Genomic DNA, 17,651 nt, shown 5'->3' with positions numbered 1-17,651 from the left:
GTTTTTCTACTGCCTTGGATCGGCTCCGTTAGTATGACCTAAACCACCCCCTGCACCACGTACATCGACCTCCCTTCCCGCGACCCACTCAATTGGCCTTACTGTTTGACCTCCAGCATGTCAAAACCCTTGAGGCGGTAGAGCAATACCGAGAGCGCCCAACTGGCGACAAAGATGCCGATGATGATGTAGCCCAGGGTACCGAAGTGATCGTTGAGATTGCCGATGGCATCCCACAGCGGCCCCTTGAGCGCGAGCTGGTCCGAGAGCAGACCCAGAGCCTCAATAGTGCCGATGACCACGGCGACCACCACCGATACCAGGGTAATCGTCATGTTGTAGTAGATCTTGCGAATGGGCTTCATGTAGGCCCAGCCGTAGGCGCCCAGCATCAGATGGCCGTCCAGGGTAAGAAAAGGGAACAAGCCTACAGGTGACGCTTACAAGGACCTGTCACGCCGGGCATCGACCCGCTGCAGGGTCATGCTCGGCGTTTCATCGAACAGCTTGCGGTATTCGCAGGAAAACCGCCCCAGGTGGCTGAAGCCCCAGCCCATCGCGATCAGCGAGATATTGCGGGCCGAACGATCTTCAAGGATTTCCTGGCGGACACCCATCAGGCGGTACTTTTTCAGGTAAGCCATGGGCGACATCTCGAAGTACTTCCTGAAGTCTTCGAACAACTTGAAACGCGACACCCCGGCGGCGGCCTCGATATCGTCGAGGTTCAGCACATCACGGGCATGGGCATGAATGAAGTCCTTGGCACGAACCAGGTAGTGCGGCAGTTTCACCCCCAGGCGCTCGCGCAGTTCAGCGGAATAGTTATGCGGTTGGGACAGGATCAGTCCCTTGAGCAAGGCACTCTCCAGATCACGATTGAACAGCAACTGGCCGTACAGCTCACTGCGCTCCATCTCTTCGATAAAGTGCCTGACCGTGCGCCACCACGAAGCAACGGACCCGCTCACCGCATCCATTTCGGGCTCAAAACGCAGGGCGCTGTCCAGGGGATGCTGCAACATGTCTTCCAGGGTCTTGCGCATCGCGCTGCGGGTGATCACCACCTGCAGCTTGCGACAGTCGCCGGTGATGCTCAGTTGCTGGCTCTCGTTGGGCGAAACGATGACACCCTGGTCACGATCAGAGCGCAGCAACACCCCGCCCCTGCTCAGTTCCTGCTCACCACTCAACGGCAGGCTCAGGCTGTAGCTGTTGAAGCTGTCGAGGTCGGTGACCCCCACCGTGACATCGGTGCCGTATTCGATGATGCCCAGGGTGGTCGACATCGATTTGAGCACGTTGCCACTGTGGTGGAACTGAATGCTGTCGGGTTTGCTCGCATAGAGCAAATGGGGGCCACAGATAGTCGACATCCACGAATGCGCCCCTGCCAGATCGAAGTGATCGGCATGGATGTCTCGAAAATGATGTTCGGGCTTGCTACTCATCGGCGTTACTCAACAAGGCTTTTATCGGTACGCGCTCTGACGGCACGTTCGCGGGTAAAGAAGCAATCCCCGCGCCAAGTCATCCTTGCACAATAGCCGGGCTGCGGGTGTCATCCCGTGAGCAGGCGGCCTTGTTTCCGACATTTAGTGGGCGATTACCGGCCACAAAATTTCCGGACTGTCTTCGCCAACTATGCGGATAGACCGACAGGTCGACGTCCACTTTTAATGCAGGTACCGATTCGCCCGATGAAACAGGTACCGACTCATGCATTATTCGAAAAGCGTCGCCCAATGGCAGACCTTCATCCAGGGTTGCCTGGACTTCCGTCCGGTGGAGGGCATCTACCGGATCGCCCGGGAAATGTTCACCGAACCTGAACTGTTCGATCTCGAGATGGAGCTGATCTTCGAGAAAAACTGGATCTACGCCTGTCACGAAAGCGAGATCGCCCACAAGCATGACTTCATGACGATGCGGGCCGGTCGCCAGCCACTGATCATCACCCGCGACGGCGAAGGCCGCCTCAACGCCCTGATCAATGCCTGCCAGCATCGTGGCACCACCCTGACCCGCGTCGGCAAGGGCAACCAGTCGACCTTCACCTGCCCTTTCCACGCCTGGTGCTACAAGAGCGATGGCCGCCTGGTCAAGGTCAAGGCGCCGGGTGAATACCCCGAGGGCTTCGACAAGGCCACTCGCGGCCTGAAAAAAGCCCGTATCGAAAGCTACAAGGGGTTTGTATTCGTCAGCCTTGATGTCGACGGCAGCGACAGCCTGCAAGACTACCTGGGCGACGCCAAGGTGTTCTTCGACATGATGGTGGCGCAGTCGGCCACTGGCGAGCTGGAAGTGCTGCCCGGCAAATCGTCCTATACCTATGACGGCAACTGGAAGCTGCAGAACGAAAACGGCCTGGACGGTTATCACGTCAGCACCGTGCACTACAACTACGTCGCCACGGTGCAGCATCGCCAGCAGGTCAACGCCGAGAAAGGCGCCGCCTCGGGCGACACCCTGGACTACAGCAAGCTGGGCGCCGGGGACTCCGAGACCGACGACGGCTGGTTCTCCTTCAACAACGGCCACAGCCTGCTGTTCAGCGACATGCCCAATCCGGCGGTGCGCCCCGGTTACGCCAGCATCATGCCGCGCCTGGTCGAAGAATATGGCCAGGACAAGGCCGAGTGGATGATGCATCGCCTGCGCAACCTGAACGTCTACCCGAGCATGTTCTTCCTCGACCAGATCAGCTCGCAGCTACGGATCATTCGTCCCCTGGCCTGGAACAAGACCGAGATCCACAGCTTCTGCCTGGGGGTCAAGGACGAGTCCGATGCCGATCGCGAAAACCGTATTCGCCAGTTCGAAGACTTCTTCAATGTCTCCGGCCTCGGCACCCCCGACGATCTGGTGGAATTCCGTGAAGCCCAGCGCGGCTTCCAGGCTCGCCTGGAGCGCTGGAGCGATATCTCCCGCGGCCATGACAAATGGGTCACCGGACCGACCCGCAACAGCGAAACCCTCGGTATCCAACCGGCCCTGACCGGTACCGAGTTCACCCATGAAGGCCTCTACGTCAACCAGCACGGCAACTGGCAGCGCTTCCTGCTCGAAGGCCTGGCGCGCAAGGCCGCCGAAGAGCAACCCCTGCAACTGCGCGAGGTGCAGGCATGAATTCGCAACTGCAATACCGTGTTGAACAGTTTTTCTATCGCAAGGCCGAACTGTGCGATGCCCAGGACTGGGACGCCTACCTCGACCTGTTCAGCGAGGACAGCGAATTCCACCTGCCGCAATGGGATTCGGAACACGTCTACACCACCGACCCGAAGAAAGGCATGTCGCTGATCTACTATGCCAACCGCGGTGGCCTGGAAGACCGGGTATTCCGCTTGCGCACCGGCAAGGCCGCTTCGACCATCCCGATGCCACGCACCTTGCACATGCTCAACAACATCCGTATCGCGGCGCTGGAAAACGATGAGCTGGAGGTCAAGCTCAACTGGCAGACGCTGTACTACCGCATGGCCACTTCCGAGCAATTCTACGGCCGCGCCACCTACCGCCTGCGGCCCGACGGCGAGAGCTGGAAGATTGCCCGCAAGCATGTGCTGCTGCTCAACGACACGATCAATTCGGTGCTCGATTTCTACCATCTGTAAGCCACGGAGTACGGGCTGATGAACCACAAAGTGGCTTTCAATTTTGCCGATGGCAAGACCTCGTTTTTCGAGGTCAAGGCCAACGAGTTGCTGCTCGATGCCGCGCTGCGCAACGGCGTGAAGATCCCCCTGGACTGTCGTGAAGGTGTCTGTGGCACGTGCCAGGGGCGCTGCGAATCCGGCCAGTACACGCAGGACTATGTCGACGACGAAGTGTTCAGCGACACCGACCTGGCGCAAGGCAAGATGCTCTCGTGCCAGACCCGCGTGCAATCCGCGGCGTCCTTTTACTTCGACTTCGATTCAAGCCTGTGCAATGCCGGCGCCACCCAGCACCTACAGGCCGTTATCGCCAAGGTCGAGCAGGTTTCCAGCAGCACGGCGATCCTGCATGTCGACGCCAGTTCCAGCGAGCGTCTGCTGGACTTCCTGCCCGGCCAATACGCGCGCCTGAAGGTACCCGGCACCGATGCCTGGCGCTCCTATTCGTTCGCCAATCGGCCCAACCCGGGCAATCAGCTGCAATTCCTTATTCGGCTGCTACCGGATGGCATGATGAGCAACTTTATCCGCGAGCGTTGCGAGCCCGGGCAAGCGCTGGAGTTGGAGGCCCCGCTGGGCAGTTTCTATCTGCGCCAGGTCAACAAGCCGCTGGTGATGGTGGCCGGCGGCACGGGGCTCTCGGCGTTTCTCGGGATGCTCGACGAGATTGCCGACAGGAACGGATGCCAGCAGCCCATCAAGCTGTTCTATGGCGTCAATCAGCACACTGATTTGTGCGAACTGAGTCGCCTGGCGGATTATCGAGCCCGTATCGAAGGTTTCGAGTATCACCTGGTGGTCAGCCAGCCGTCGCCGGAATGGCCAGGCAAGACCGGGCGGATTCCCGAACACTTCGATCCCCAGGCCATGAACGCCAACCCGTTCGACCTCTACTTGTGCGGCCCGCCGCCGATGATAGAAGCGGTCAAGACGTGGTTGACCGAACAGCGTGTCGACGGCTTCCATCTGTATTACGAGAAGTTTGTCGACAGCAACTCGGGGACCTGACAACAAGCGCACAACGGGGCATCGGACTGACGTTCCCCTGTGTGGCGGCGCCCCTGATCCGAAATGTGTTCGGGGTGTAGGCCCACCAGGATAGCCTCAACCCTTGAAGGGGTCAGCATGACCAGTGACTGCCCTACCGAGTCCGACCTGCTCGAGGTAGGCCTCCAGCCTCGCCACTTCCCCGGCCGCGACAATGGCCCCCATATAGCCGTCCGGACGCACCAGCAACCAATCGCCCACCGCTGGGGTGTAGCCGTCGTAAAAGTGGCCTCCCGCATCGATCAGGTCGCCGTGGAGGCCGAAGACATGGATATGCAGGCCCGGGCGGGGTTGCACCGAAGCACGCTCGACCTGATAGCCGAGCAATGTCCAGTGCCCGCCTCGGAACAGCTCGAACAGTCGGCTCGATTGACCGGCGGCACCCCGGACCGGGGCATCCGGGGCACGGTCGCCGGCGACCACACCGCTGGCAGCATCGGCCTTTCCCAGCGCTAGCGAGGATTCGGGATAACCGATATCAAGCTGGTGCACTTCCCGGCCGCGGCGCATCTCGCCTCGGGTCTGGGCATCGAGAAGCCTTGCCGCCAGCCCGAGCATCGCTGCCGCCACCGGTCGACGTTCTTCCTCATAGGTATCGAGCAAGGTATCGGGCGCCCCTTGCGCCACTGCCGCCAGCTTCCAGCCAAGATTGTAGGCGTCCTGCACGCTGGTATTGAGGCCCTGGCCACCGGTTGGCGGATGGATATGAGCGGCATCCCCGACGAGGAACACACGACCGACGCGGTAGTGATCGGCCAGCCGTGCGTTCATGTTGTAGGCCGATGCCCAGGACACGGACTGGATCTGAATATCGCTACGTCCTGTACGCTCGGCCACCATGGCTGTCAGCCCTTGAACGCCAAGGTCGACGTCGATATCCAGTGGAATTGGCCCCTGTATCTGGAACATCGCGGTCCCGGCGAGCGGGCAAAGAAAAATCTGCCGCTGCATGTCACCATCGTTGAAGCAATGCCAGACATCACGCGCAAGCCCCGTCAGCAGCACATCGGCGACGACGGCGCGAACCCCCAGGGTCTTGCCCGGAAAACCGACGCCAAGCGCAGTGCGCACAAAACTGCGACCGCCATCGGCCCCCACCAGCCAGCGCACACGCAGGCTCTGTTCGCCGGCGGGGCCTGAAAGACGCGCTGTCACGCCGTCCGCATCCTGCTCGAAACCGACCAGTTCACAGCCGAACTCAGGTAGCTGTCCCAGTTCGAGCAGACGTTCGCGCATCACCCCTTCAGTGAGGAATTGCGGCACCATCAGCGGCAACTGATGAGGCTCGCCCGGCGTCGGGTCATTGTGTTCCATAAGATCAGAATCGGTATAACCGCCATCGTCACGGTAATGCCGCTGCAGTGGGTATCCCCCGCCCGCCGCGACGAGCCGGTCGAGGATGCCGAGATCCTCGAACACTTCCTGGGTCCTGGGCTGGATGCCCTTGCCGCGGGAGCCGCCGAATGGACCCTTCATTTTCTCGATCAGGCGAAAGGAAATACCCCTGCGCGCCAGATCGATCGCCAACGTCAAACCGGCCGCCCCCGCACCGCAGATCAGTACATCGACTTCACATTGCCCTTTCATCTCGACCTCGATATGTGTAGTTTGCACATATAAGTGTTAGCCCCGAGGGAAAATAGTGTCAACAACAAATGTGCAAAATACACATATTAATGCTCGAATTCGCGAGCTTCATGGGGCACTGATTGAGATTGTGGGCGTCATGAACCGCCCTCAGCGCGACGAAGCAATGGTCCGAGAAGCGGGTATCTCCCTCGAAGGCGCGCTGTTTTCGCTGCTGGTTCTGGTTGAGCGCCTGGGCCCTATCGGCGTGGTCGAGTTGGCTGATCGCGTAGGACGCGACTACACCACGGTCAGCCGGCAAGTGGCGAAGCTGGAAAGCCTCGCCCTGGTCGACCGCCAGGCGAACGCGAACGATCGCCGCATCCGTGAATCGGTCATCACCGAGAAAGGCAAGGTGATGACCGATCGGATCGATGAAGCCCGTGAAAGGCTTGGGCAGTCCATTTTCGCAACCTGGGACAACCAGGATGTGGATGACCTGGTGCGCCTGATGCGCAGGTTTGCCGACGACCTCAAGGGTGACGGCTCGGCTGATCAGGTGGGCGCCAACTGATCGAGTCCGATCAGAACGGCACATCCCCCAGAATGGTTGCCCGATGCATCACCCGCCGCTGCGGACGATAGTCATCGACGGCGTAATGCTGGGTGATGCGGTTATCCCAGAAGGCAATATCGCCGGTTTGCCAACGCCAGCGCACGGTGAACTCAGGGCGACTGATATGGCCGAACAGGAAGGCCAGCAAGGCCTGGCTTTCCGCCGGTTCCAGTTCGTTGATACGCGTGGTGAAACCGTCATTGACGAACAGTGCCTTGCGCCCACTGCGCGGATGCGTACGCACCACCGGGTGTGAAAGCGGTGGGTGATCCTTGCGCGCCTGTTCGTAGCGCGCCAGGCTGCCATAGCGTTCGAGGGAAAACGACTTGCTGAAGTCATGGGTTGCGGTAAGACCGTCCAGCAGCGTCTGCAACGGTGCCGACAACCCTTCGAACGCCGCGATTCCACTGGCCCACAACGTGTCCCCGCCATAGGCGGGCAGTTGCTTGGCACTCAGCACGGACCCCATGGCCGGCGCCGCCAGAAAAGTCACGTCGGTGTGCCAGACAGCGTTGTCCCCCAGGTCGGTCACGGCGGTATCGAGCAACAGGATTTCCGGGTGTGATTCCACGTCCGGGTAAAGCGGATGCACATGCAAGTCACCGAAGCGGGCAGCGAACTGCTTCTGCTGCGCCGGCGTGATCGGCTGGTTGCGAAAGAACAAGACCTGATGCTCGAGCAACGCCTGCTCGATGGCGTCGCGGTTCGCGTCATCGAGTGGCTGGCTCAAGTCCAGCCCATCGACTTGAGCACCCAATGCCGGGCTGATCGGGAGGATGGTCAATGACATGCTGATTATTCCGAGATGTACTTGTCGCTGACATAGGGCGAGTAGTCGGGCAGCACGCTCTCGATCTTGCCCTCCTCCTTCAGGAACTCAGCGGTTTGCGCCACGGCCTTAACCGTGCCACCGCCCAACAACTCCGGGGACTTCTGCTCGGCAGCGTCCGGGAAATGCGAGCCTTCCAGCAGTTCCGGGATATCGGCCGGGTTGGCACCGGTAAAGCGCGCGATGGTCTTGACCTGTTCGGAATCGGCGGTCCACTGCGCTTTATGGGCGTTGTAGTCGGCAATCGCGGCCAGGCTGACCTGGGTGAACTTTTTCAGGACTTCCGGGTGCTTCTCGGCAAAATCCTTGCGCGCAACCCAGACTTCGAAGGTCGGCGAACCCCATTTCGAGACTTCACCGGCATCGGTGAGGATAGTCCCGGTTTTACGGATTTCGCCCAAAGCCGGCGACCAGGTAAAGGCGCCGTCGATATCGCCACGTTTCCAGGCAGCGGTAATTTCCGCGGGAGACAGATTGACCACCTTCACTTTGCTCGGGTCCAGGTTCCAGTGCTTGAGGGCACCCAGCAGACTGTAGTGGGAGGTCGAAACGAACGGTGTGGCGATGGTCTTGCCGATCAGATCCCGAGGGCCGTTGATGCCGCTGCCGTTGCGCACCACCAGGGCCTCGGAGCCTTTGATCTGCGAGGTGACGATAAACGCCACCAGCGGGAGTTTGCGCGAGGCCGCAGCGGCCAATGGGCTTGAGCCGAGGTTGCCGATTTGCAGGTCACCAGACGCCAGCGCCGCAATCACCGCCGGCCCGGCATCGAAGCGCCGCCAGCTGATTTTTTCACCGATGGCCTTATCGAACGTGCCCTCGGCGATGGGCAGTTTGGTCGGGTCGATGCCGGTGATGTAGCCGATGGTCAAGTCAGCCGCGTGGGCACTCAGGGAAATACCGACAACCCCCAACAGGGTGATCAATTTGCGGCTAAACGATAGGGCATTCATAAGGTGATGGACCTGCGAATTGAAAAGGGGGACTCCACTTTTCACTCGTGGGCTACGGAGCAAACGCAGGTGCTGAGCGTTTAACCGTAACCACGGGGTGGCGTGGTGTAACTAGGCTAAACGTTCTAAAGGATATATTTTAAATACCGTTTTAGAATTAGCTTAGAGAAGTCGCCTTCGGCTTTTCCCCACCCTTCCTGCACTGGGTGCCCGCCGGCTCACAGGTCGAGGCGACGGGCATTGTGCCGGGGCTGGAGGCTGTCATTCCACACCTGACGTATCTGCTCCTTGAGCATCAGTGCCTCGTCCCAACGGTTGCTGATCTCCCGGCCATCGGCGCCGGTAATGGCGTACGGCGGTGGCCCCAGCTCACAGGTGAACGACAGGCTGGCCGGGGTATTCGGACGCTTCAGCCAATCTTCGATCCCATAACGCCACCAACCCAGGAAGCGCTCCAACCCGGCTTGATGCTGAGCAAAACTCAGGGGCACCTGGACCTGCTCACAACTGGCCACGCGACCATGGAAGCCCCAGCTATGGCGCAGGATCGTCCGGATCTGCTCGTCATCCTCGGCAGCGGGCGGCTCCGGCAGCTCGCGGCCAACGACATAGTGGGACAGGTCAGCCAGCAACTGGAGGTCAGGCATCTCGGCGAGCAGATCAAGGGTGAACAGCAGGTCACTGGTCAGCCGGTAACGATGGGTTTCCAGGAGAATCGGAAAATCCACCTGCTCGGCCAGCCGCTGCCAGCCCTCGACCAACCGAACAGCCTCGGCCAGGGTTCGCGGACGCACATCCGCCTGCAAGGTGAGGTGATGGCAGCCATGGCGACACGCCACATCGAGCACCGCCGCCAGGTCATCCACCGTGCGCGGAAAGGCCTGGCCTTCGATCTGCAAACCAAGCCCCCGGGCCGCGGCGCTCAGGCGTGCCGCGTGGGGCCCGACCCAGAAATGGTCGGTGACCCCATCGAAGCCGGCGGCGACAATCCGCTCCAGTTGCGCCTCCAGGGGCTGGTCACATTGACCCCGATGATCGAGCATGGCCCACAAGGACTGAAACACCAGAAATTCACGCATATCAACTCCACAACAAGGGTTTGAGAGGCTCGCCGGCATCGGCCAGGAGATGCACATCCAGGGAGATTCGACTGGCAATCAGGCGCTCGCACAGCTTGATGTCCTTGGCGACGCTGTTGCCCGGCCCCCAGGCGCAGGCCCCCTGTAGACGCCGTTTGGCATCGAGGTAGAACAACAGGAAAGCGCCCCCTGGAAGTAACCGGCTGACACTCGGTTCGCTGCCGGCAATCACCCCGACGGTCTGCAGTCCCCAGTCATACTGATCGGACCAGAAACCGGGAATCATCTCGAAGGGCTGCTCGGCGCCCAAGAGGTTGAGCGCGGCATGACGGCCCTGGGCCTCGGCGTTGCGCCAGGTCTCCTGGCGCTGAAAAGCCCCTTGCGGATGCAGGCGGAACTCGCAGACGTCCCCGGCGGCAAAGACATCCGGCGCGCTGCTGCGCAGTTGCGCATCGACACGGATCCCCTGCCCCACCTCGAGTCCCGCGGCCCTGGCCAGTTCAATATTGGGTTGCATGCCGATCCCCACCAGCAGCAGATCACAGGGCAAGCGCTGACCATCCACCAGACGCACCGCCTCAGCCTGTTCGACGCCCTCCACGGACTCGATCACCACACCCAGGCGAACATCCACGCCCTGGCCCCGATGCAAGGCCAGCAATGCCTCGGACAAACGCTGCGGAAGCACCCGCCCGGCCAGTCTTGGACCGGCTTCAAGCAAGGTCACGTGGCAACCGAGAGCCCGGGCGCTGGCCGCGACTTCGAGCCCGATAAATCCGCCGCCGACAATCACCAGTCGCGTCTGCGGGCCCAAGCCATTACGCAAGGCCATGGCTTCGTCGTGGGTCCTCAGGTAAAGCACATTGCGCCAGTGCTCGGGAACATTGGGCAAGCGCCGCGCCCGACCGCCAGTGGCCAGCAGCAGGCGGCGATAGGACAACCAGCCCGTGTCAGCCAGTTGCAGGCGATGCCCCTGGGTATCCAGGCGTTGTACCTGAATGCCCGGCAAGTGCTCGATCTCCAGCCCGGCCAATTGCGAACTGTCGCTCAAGCTGTAGTCGCCCAGGGCCTGGGCTCCCAGCAGCAGGCCCTTGGACAGCGGCGGACGCTCGTAGGGCGGATGGGCTTCATCGCCGATCAGGACCAGGCGTCCGGAGTAACCTTCGCTGCGCAGGGTCAAGGCCGCCCGGCCACCCGCGTGTCCGGCGCCGACGATGACCAGTGGATCATTGCCAATATTCATGACAGAGCCTCCGTCCGGTCAGTGCGCAATGGCCAACAGCACCCGGCCCGCCTCGACCCGCACCGGGTAGGTCCTGAGGTTGACGCACACCGGCGCCCCCAGCGCCTTGCCGGAACGGTAATCGAAGCGCCCGTTGTGCTTGGGACACTCGATGACATGCTCCATCACCAGGCCGTCGGCCAGGTGAATGGACTCGTGGGTGCACAGCCCGTCGGTGGCGAAAAATTCGCTGTCGGCCGAGCGATAGACCGCATAACTGTGCTGGGCATGGTCGAAGCGGATGACATCTTCTTCGTCGATATCGTCCACGGCGCATACGTCGATCCATTGATCTGTCATGACCATCTCTCTTGTTGTTCTGAATGAAGGAAGGTGCCGGTATCAGCTGGTGACCAGGGCCCGGTCTGGAACCTGTGCAGGGTGCGGGACAGGCCGCTGAACGAAATAACCCGGGTCCTTGCGCTGGCGCCAGATCGTCGGGAGGATCTCCCTGAACGCCGCGAGCAGGCTGGTGTAAGGCGGCGGGCAATCGTTGCGGATCGCCTCGTGCAACTGTGGCAGGGCGTGGTACGGCACCATCGGGTACATGTGGTGCTCGAGGTGGTAGTTCATGTTCAGGTAGATAAAACGCAGCAGCGGATTCATGTGGATCGTGCGGCAATTGCTGCGATGATCCAGGGTGTCCTCGGCCAACCCAACGTGTTGCGAGAGGCCGAACAGGTAGGACAACCAGCCGCCGTACAAGGTTGGCAAGCCGATGAACATCAGGGGCAGCACACTCTGCAGGTACAGCGCAGCCGCCACGGTCAGGCCATAGATGACCAGCCAGATACGTGCACAGGCGATCACCTTGGGCCACTCGGATTCGGGAATGAAGGTCTTCTCCTCAGGGTCCATCCCTCCCAGGGCATGCCGTACCACCGAGCACCACGTCTTGTAGGCATGAGGCAGGGCAAACAGGCTGAGGAACATCTTCGGCAGGCTGGGCGGCCGTGGTTCGACGATCTCCGGATCACGGCCGACGACGATGGTATCGGTGTGGTGCCGGGCATGGCTCCAGCGCCATACATGGGGCTCGAACATGGTCATGAAACTCGCCAGTTGATAGACCGCATCGTTCATCCAGCGGGTCTTGAAGGCGGTACCGTGACCGGCTTCGTGCCAACGGGCATTGGCGGCCGTACCGTAGAGCACGCCATAGGCAAGGAAGAACGGAATGCACAGGTAGGAACCCCAGAACCAGTAGCCGCCCCAGCCCGTCGCCGCCAGTGCCAGCAACCAGATCGCGGTGTCGCGCAAGGCCGGGCCGTCGCGACGTTGCATCAGTTCCTTGAGATGTTTACGCGGTATCGGCGATTGATGCCATTGGCCCGAGGCCAGGCCCTTTTCCACCGCGCGGGCGGCTTCGGGGCCGGTCAGACGATAGTCACGGGGGGAAGGTCGGGAGGCATGGGCAAAGGTCGCGCTGGGTTCGGGCATCTTCTTATTCTCCACAAGCTGGGTGATTTCAGGCGCTTGCCTGGATGTGGGATCACATCGCTGGGGAAAATATAGGCAGCCGGGAAATCCCTCTCAATCCCTTGCACTCATTCCCTATCAAGCTATCATCCGCTCCCAGTAGCGCTTGATAGTTTTCTATCAAGGCCCGCCTGAGGCCCGCCATGAATTCGCGTGTACGCCCTACCATCGCCACCGTCGCCGAGCAGGCCGGCCTGAGTGTCGCGACCGTCGACCGGGTGCTCAATGCCCGCGCGCCGGTCAATCCGCAAACCGCCGAGCGGGTGTTCCAGGCGGCCGAGGCCGTCGGTTATTTCGCCGCCCGGTTGATCGGCCAACGCATCCGCGAACGGCGTCCCAGCTACCGCTTCGGCATTCTCCTGCTCGGCACCGCCCAGGCCTTCTACGGCAACCTGGCAACGGCGATCAATGCGGCGGCGCAACACCAGTCCGACGCCAACCTGAGTTGCCAGTTCGACTACGTCTTCGATCGCAGCCCCGCTGCCATCGTGGCCCAGATCGAACAACTCGCGGTGCAATGCGACGGGCTGGCGGTGGTCAGCTTCGCCCACCCGCTGATCAACGCGTGCATCGCCCAGATCCGCGCCGCCGGCGTGCCCGTGGTCGCGCTGCTCTCGGATATCGACGAAGCCGCCCAGGAGCCCTATGTCGGCCAGGACAATCACGAAGTCGGACGCACCATGGGCTGGCTGGTGGCGCACACCTGCGGCGCGCGCCGGGGAAGCGTTGCCGCGCTGCTCGGTGGGCACCGGTTTCTCGGGCACCAGGCCCGTATCGACGGGCTGCGCAGCTATCTGGCACAGCACGCGCCGGGGCTGAAAATGCTCGAGGCGGTGATCAACCTGGACAATAACGATCTCACCGAGGAAGTCACCCTCGACCTGCTGGCGCGCCATGACGATCTGCGCGGCCTGTGCGTGGTCGGCGGCGGTGGCGACGGGATCATCAGTGCATTGGCGCAACAACCCCGTCCACCGACTTTGTGCAGCATCCTGCCGGAGTCCACCGAACGTTCGCGACAAGCCCTGGAGCAAGGCCTGATCAGCCTGGTGATCGACTCCCAGCCACCGCTGCTGGCACAGGCACTGGTCGAACTGATGGTGGAGCTGCAAACCCGGCCGGACTTCGACCCGCTTCGCCAACGCATCCATGTGCCCCTGCAGATCATGACCTCGGAGAACGCCCGAAGCTGATCGGCCTTTTTCCAGTCCCACGGCATCCCCCCGACCGGCCCGAAGGCCGGTCAGGGTCTCGCCCCGCCATCAAGGTTTCATGACAGCGTCCGCGCGAGCCCCACCTCCTGCCCGTCGTACCACCAGGCGGCCAGACTGTAGACGTCGGGTGCCTTGAGGATGCTGAAGTGGTTCCCCGGCCCGTCCCACAGCACCAGCTGTGGCAACAGCTGCTGCCAGCCCGCCGCCATGGCCGCGTGCTCACGCTGGTTGGCGACGCCATCCAGGCTCGGGTCAGCCACCCGCACCAGGCTTGCCGGGCCGGTGTAACCCGGTCCTGGTCGGTACGGGGTGCGCAAGGCACTGCCGAACGTGCGGACAATCCCTTGCAGTGCCTGTGGCGCCAAGCGGGGTGGCAACAGACCGACCCGGACCATGGCCGCCTGCAACAGATGCAGTTGGCTGGCGTGATCGGACTCGGCGAAAGCCTGGGGTTCGAGATCGAAGGATTTGCCGCTGGACAGTTGCAACGCCTCGATCAGTCGCTCCAGAACCGCCGTGCTGGTGTAGGGCTGACCGCACAATGCATCGCCACCCGGCGCTTCGCTGTCGATCAAGGTCAGAGAAGCGACCTCTCGCCCTCGTGCCTCGAATATCACCGCCATGGCATGGGCAGCCCAGCCACCGAAGGAATGCCCGACCAGGTGCAACGGGCCTTGCGGATACAGCGCCTCAATGGCCTGCACATGACAGTGGGCCGCCGCTTCCACCCGACTGTGGGGAGCGCCGCGACCGTCCAGCCCGCGCGGCTGCAAGCCGTACACCGGCCAGCCCGGGCCCAGCGCATCGGCCAGGCCGATAAAGCTGGTGACGCTGTCGCCGGCACCCGGCACACAGAACAGCGGTGCATGGCCACCCTGCCCGCTCTGGATCGCCAGCAGCAGCTGGTAGCCGGGCGCCGGGTCGAGCGGGTTGCCGTCGAGGGTCAGCGCCTGGCTGATGGCCTGGCCCAGGACCTGAACATGGGGCGCCTGCATCATGCTCTGGTGATCGCCCGGCACGCTGATGCACTGCACCTGCCCAGGCAACAACGCCTCGGCCCAGCCCAACGTCGGGCTGGTGCCGGCCGGCGCCGGTTCGCGCTGCTGCGCGCAGAACAGGTGCACCGGCAGGTTGAGCGGTTCGACCCGGTAGTGAGCCAGGGCATGCCCGTGCGCCACCTCCCGTTCGAGGTAGTGCCGCAGTTGCGAGTCGCTCGCCTGGGCCAGTTCCGGATACAGCAACTGCTCGTCCCGGCACAGTCGCAGGAGTGCCTCGAAGTCCGGCAGGACGGGTTGCCCGAGTATCGACGCCAGACGTGCCAACGGAGTGATGCCTGCTTCGCCCTGGATTTTCCAGTGCGCGCTACAGTGCGCCAGCAATTGCCGTTCAAGCAGGTCCGGCCCTTGCCAACGCCCCTTGCCCTGGTCGACCAGTCGCGGCACATAGGTGTCTATCAGGCCAAGGAAGCTGACCGGCTCGTCCATGCCCAGCAGCTGTGTCGCCACCTCGTAGGCCAATACCCCACCGAATGACCAACCCGCCAGGCGGTAGGGGCCGTGGGGTTGCACGGCACGGATACGCTCGACCAGGCGTGCCGCCAGGCATTGCATCGTGCGCAGTTGCGGCTGGCCCGGGCCGGTGCCGGGCAGGCCATGGATCGGGAAGTCGCCTTCCAGATGCATGCCCAGTACCGGGAAATAACTGTCCAGGCCCGTGAAGTCATGGACCAGGAACAACGGCGGCTCGCTACCGCCCGCGCGCACCGTGACCACTTCCCGCCCGGCGGCCGGTAGCAACGAACCTTGTTCGAGCCGATCGGCCAGCGCCGCGACACTCGGGTGCTGGAACAGCTCGGCCAAGGTCAATGCCAACCCGGCCTGCTGCATCAGACTGACCAGGCGGATCGCCGACAGGGAATGGCCGCCCAGCTCGAAGAAGCTGTCGTGGCGACCGACCCGCTCGACCTCCAGCACCGTGGCCCAAAGTGCAGCCACCTGCTCTTCCAGCACCGTGGCCGGCGCCTGGTAGGTGGCAACGGCCATGGCTTCCAGGCTCGGCACCGGCAGCGCGCGGCGGTCGACCTTGCCGTTCTGGGTCAGTGGCAGCGCGTCGAGGCCGACATAGGCGCTCGGCACCATGTATTCCGGCAAGCGTGCCAGCAGTTGCGCGCGCAAGCCGGCGCCGTCGAGCGAGAGATCCTGAAGCGTGAAGTACGCCACCAGACGTAGCGCGCCCTGCTCGAGACTCTGGGCGACGACCACCACCTCGCCCACACCCGGGCACAGGGACAACTGCCGCTCGATCTCACCCAACTCAACGCGCATGCCGCGAATCTTCACCTGATCGTCGTTGCGCCCCAGGTACTCCAGGGTGCCGTCGGCCAGCCAGCGCACCCGATCGCCGGTGCGATACATCCGCGCACCAGATGGCCCGGCAAACGGATCGTCGAGGAAGCGCTCGGCAGTCAATTCCGGACGGTTCAGGTAACCACGAGCCACACCGCTGCCACCGACATACAACTCGCCGGGCACGCCCAGGGGCACCGGCTCGCGACGCTCATCCAGCACGTAGAGCCGGGCATGACTCACTGGCTTGCCGATATGCAACACCCCGCCCACCGCCATCAACCCGGAGCTGGCCACCACCGTGGTTTCCGTGGGGCCGTAGTTGTTGACCACGGCAAAGCCCGGGTCGCGATTGAACTGGCGCAGACGGTCGCCACCGATCAGCAAGGTGCGCAGCGTCGGATGCTGCCGGTCGCGACTGAAGGCGTACTCGGCCACCGGCGTCGGCAGGAACGCCACCTCCAGCGGTTGAGCCAGCCACCAGTCGAGCAGCGCATCGAGCTGTTCGTTGCCGATCTCGGCCGGCGGCAAGTGCAGCACGGCCCCGGCACACAGCGCCGGCCAGACCTCCCAGGCCATGGCGTCGAAACCAAAACCGGCGACGCTGGCGGTGTGAGTGCCGGCGTGCAGGTCGAAAGCCTGGCAGTGCCAGTCCACCAGATTGCCGAGGGTCCGGTGCTCGACCATCACGCCTTTGGGCTGGCCCGTGGAGCCCGAGGTGTAGATGACGTAAGCCAGGTGTCCAGGTGTCAGCCCGGGCACCTGCGGATTGTCCCCATGCTCCGGCCAGTGCGGGCGATCCAGGGCGATCAGCGGCACACTCAACTCGGGCAGACGTCCCAACAACGCGTGCTGGGTCAGCACCGCCACGGGCGCGCTGTCGTCCAGCAGATAGCCGACGCGCTCGTCCGGGTGCGCCGGATCGACCGGCACATAAGCGGCACCGGCCTTGAGAATCGCCAACAACCCCACCAGGGTATCCAGGCTACGCCGGGCCAGGATCGCCACGCGATCGTCGGGACACACGCCGAGGCCGATCAAGTGGTGAGCCAGGGCATTGGCGCGACGGTTCAGTTCGCCGTAGCTCAGACGGCCCTCTCCCACTTGTGCGGCCACGGCATCAGGACGCTCAAGCGCCTGTTGTTCGATGCGCTGGTGGAGCGTCAGCCGCGACTCGCTATCAGCCCGTTGCGCATTGAAATGCTCCAGCAGTTCACTCCGTTCCGCGCGAGGCAGAACGTCCAACTGATCGACCGGGGTTTGTGGTGCCTGTTCCAGTGCGTCCAACAAGCTTTCCATCGCGCACGCCAGGTAGGCGCAGACGCGCCGTGCATCGACACCCGCTGCACTGAGCGCGCTCAGGTCGAAGGCCTCGCCCAGATCGTCGACGCTCAGGGTCAGCGAGTAATTGCTGCGCTCCTTGGCCTGCAACAGTTCGATGCCCTGCCAGGCCACGCTGGCGGCTTTATCGCCACCTTGAGGCGCGGCGCCATGGCGGTAGTTGAACAGCGCGCTGAACAACGGCGCACCTGCCGGCAAGGCGCTGCATCGCTGGGCCAGGGCCAGCGGCGCCTGCTCGTGG

The 17,651-nt window shown here is 62.7% G+C and carries 15 protein-coding genes (1 of these 15 only partly in view); 5 read left to right on the top strand and 10 right to left on the bottom strand.

Annotated elements, in window-relative coordinates; all coding sequences use genetic code 11:
- Positions 1-98: 98 nt before the first annotated feature.
- Together CWE01_RS05170 and CWE01_RS05165 are read right to left on the bottom strand one after the other, a co-directional pair.
- Positions 99-425 carry a hypothetical protein gene (locus CWE01_RS05170; protein ID WP_256346582.1) on the bottom strand — a complete coding sequence of 109 codons (327 nt, stop codon included), beginning with the start codon at positions 423-425 and terminating at the stop codon, positions 99-101.
- A gap of 15 nt (positions 426-440) precedes the next feature.
- The gene (locus tag CWE01_RS05165; RefSeq protein ID WP_100939456.1) at positions 441-1,451 is read right to left on the bottom strand and encodes an AraC family transcriptional regulator; all 1,011 of its coding nucleotides are present in this window, start codon (positions 1,449-1,451) and stop codon (positions 441-443) included.
- A gap of 268 nt (positions 1,452-1,719) precedes the next feature.
- On the opposite strand from CWE01_RS05165, the gene antA reads away from it, so the two are divergent.
- Genes antA through antC form a run of 3 tightly spaced genes read left to right on the top strand, consistent with a single transcriptional unit; the run spans position 1,720 to position 4,667 of the window.
- Positions 1,720-3,129, top strand: a complete 1,410-nt coding sequence (gene antA, locus CWE01_RS05160; RefSeq protein ID WP_100939455.1) for an anthranilate 1,2-dioxygenase large subunit — start codon at positions 1,720-1,722, stop codon at positions 3,127-3,129.
- Positions 3,126-3,617 (top strand): anthranilate 1,2-dioxygenase small subunit, encoded by a 492-nt coding sequence (antB, locus tag CWE01_RS05155; RefSeq protein ID WP_100939454.1) that lies wholly within the window; start codon positions 3,126-3,128, stop codon positions 3,615-3,617. Before antA ends, antB begins: the two co-directional genes overlap by 4 nt.
- Before the next feature lie 18 nt (positions 3,618-3,635).
- Positions 3,636-4,667 (top strand): anthranilate 1,2-dioxygenase electron transfer component AntC, encoded by a 1,032-nt coding sequence (gene antC / locus CWE01_RS05150; RefSeq protein WP_100939453.1) that lies wholly within the window; start codon positions 3,636-3,638, stop codon positions 4,665-4,667.
- 96 nt (positions 4,668-4,763) lie between these two features.
- On the opposite strand, the gene CWE01_RS05145 is transcribed toward antC, so the two are convergent.
- Positions 4,764-6,293, bottom strand: coding sequence for an FAD-dependent oxidoreductase (locus CWE01_RS05145; protein ID WP_100939452.1), 1,530 nt, complete (start codon positions 6,291-6,293; stop codon positions 4,764-4,766).
- A gap of 139 nt (positions 6,294-6,432) precedes the next feature.
- Here CWE01_RS05145 and CWE01_RS05140 point away from each other — a divergent pair, with 139 nt between their 5' ends.
- Positions 6,433-6,846 (top strand): MarR family winged helix-turn-helix transcriptional regulator, encoded by a 414-nt coding sequence (locus CWE01_RS05140; protein WP_218176791.1) that lies wholly within the window; start codon positions 6,433-6,435, stop codon positions 6,844-6,846.
- Between the two features lie 10 nt (positions 6,847-6,856).
- Here CWE01_RS05140 and tauD read toward each other — a convergent pair whose 3' ends face one another.
- The 6 genes from tauD to CWE01_RS05110 all read right to left on the bottom strand — a co-directional run bounded on the left by tauD (position 6,857) and on the right by CWE01_RS05110 (position 12,471).
- A complete protein-coding gene (gene tauD / locus CWE01_RS05135) occupies positions 6,857-7,678 on the bottom strand; it encodes a taurine dioxygenase (protein WP_100939450.1) in 822 nt (273 codons plus the stop codon).
- 5 nt (positions 7,679-7,683) lie between these two features.
- Complete coding sequence (tauA, locus tag CWE01_RS05130; protein ID WP_100939449.1) at positions 7,684-8,670, bottom strand: taurine ABC transporter substrate-binding protein; 987 nt, start codon at positions 8,668-8,670, stop codon at positions 7,684-7,686.
- Between the two features lie 218 nt (positions 8,671-8,888).
- A complete protein-coding gene (locus CWE01_RS05125; protein WP_100939448.1) occupies positions 8,889-9,749 on the bottom strand; it encodes a sugar phosphate isomerase/epimerase in 861 nt (286 codons plus the stop codon).
- A gap of 1 nt (position 9,750) precedes the next feature.
- Entirely contained in the window at positions 9,751-10,992 is a 1,242-nt protein-coding gene (locus CWE01_RS05120) for an NAD(P)/FAD-dependent oxidoreductase (RefSeq protein ID WP_100939447.1), read from the bottom strand.
- Between the two features lie 18 nt (positions 10,993-11,010).
- Positions 11,011-11,331, bottom strand: coding sequence for a MocE family 2Fe-2S type ferredoxin (locus tag CWE01_RS05115; RefSeq protein ID WP_100939446.1), 321 nt, complete (start codon positions 11,329-11,331; stop codon positions 11,011-11,013).
- A 42-nt stretch (positions 11,332-11,373) separates the two neighbouring features.
- The gene (locus CWE01_RS05110; protein WP_100939445.1) at positions 11,374-12,471 is read right to left on the bottom strand and encodes a fatty acid desaturase family protein; all 1,098 of its coding nucleotides are present in this window, start codon (positions 12,469-12,471) and stop codon (positions 11,374-11,376) included.
- Positions 12,472-12,653: 182 nt separating this feature from the next.
- On the opposite strand from CWE01_RS05110, the gene CWE01_RS05105 reads away from it, so the two are divergent.
- Entirely contained in the window at positions 12,654-13,703 is a 1,050-nt protein-coding gene (locus CWE01_RS05105; protein ID WP_100939444.1) for a LacI family DNA-binding transcriptional regulator, read from the top strand.
- Positions 13,704-13,780: 77 nt separating this feature from the next.
- On the opposite strand, the gene CWE01_RS05100 is transcribed toward CWE01_RS05105, so the two are convergent.
- A protein-coding gene (locus CWE01_RS05100) for a non-ribosomal peptide synthetase (protein ID WP_100939443.1) crosses the window boundary here: on the bottom strand, positions 13,781-17,651 show its end. It continues 13,904 nt past the right edge of the window; only the last 3,871 of its 17,775 coding nucleotides appear in the window; its start codon lies off the right edge, out of view — the gene reads right to left on this strand; it ends in the stop codon at positions 13,781-13,783.

This window comes from Pseudomonas sp. QS1027 (assembly GCF_002814235.1).
Classification (GTDB): Bacteria; Pseudomonadota; Gammaproteobacteria; order Pseudomonadales; family Pseudomonadaceae; genus Aquipseudomonas.
The sequence above is the reverse complement of the archived record's forward strand: the minus strand, read 5'-3'. Positions and strand labels throughout refer to the sequence as shown.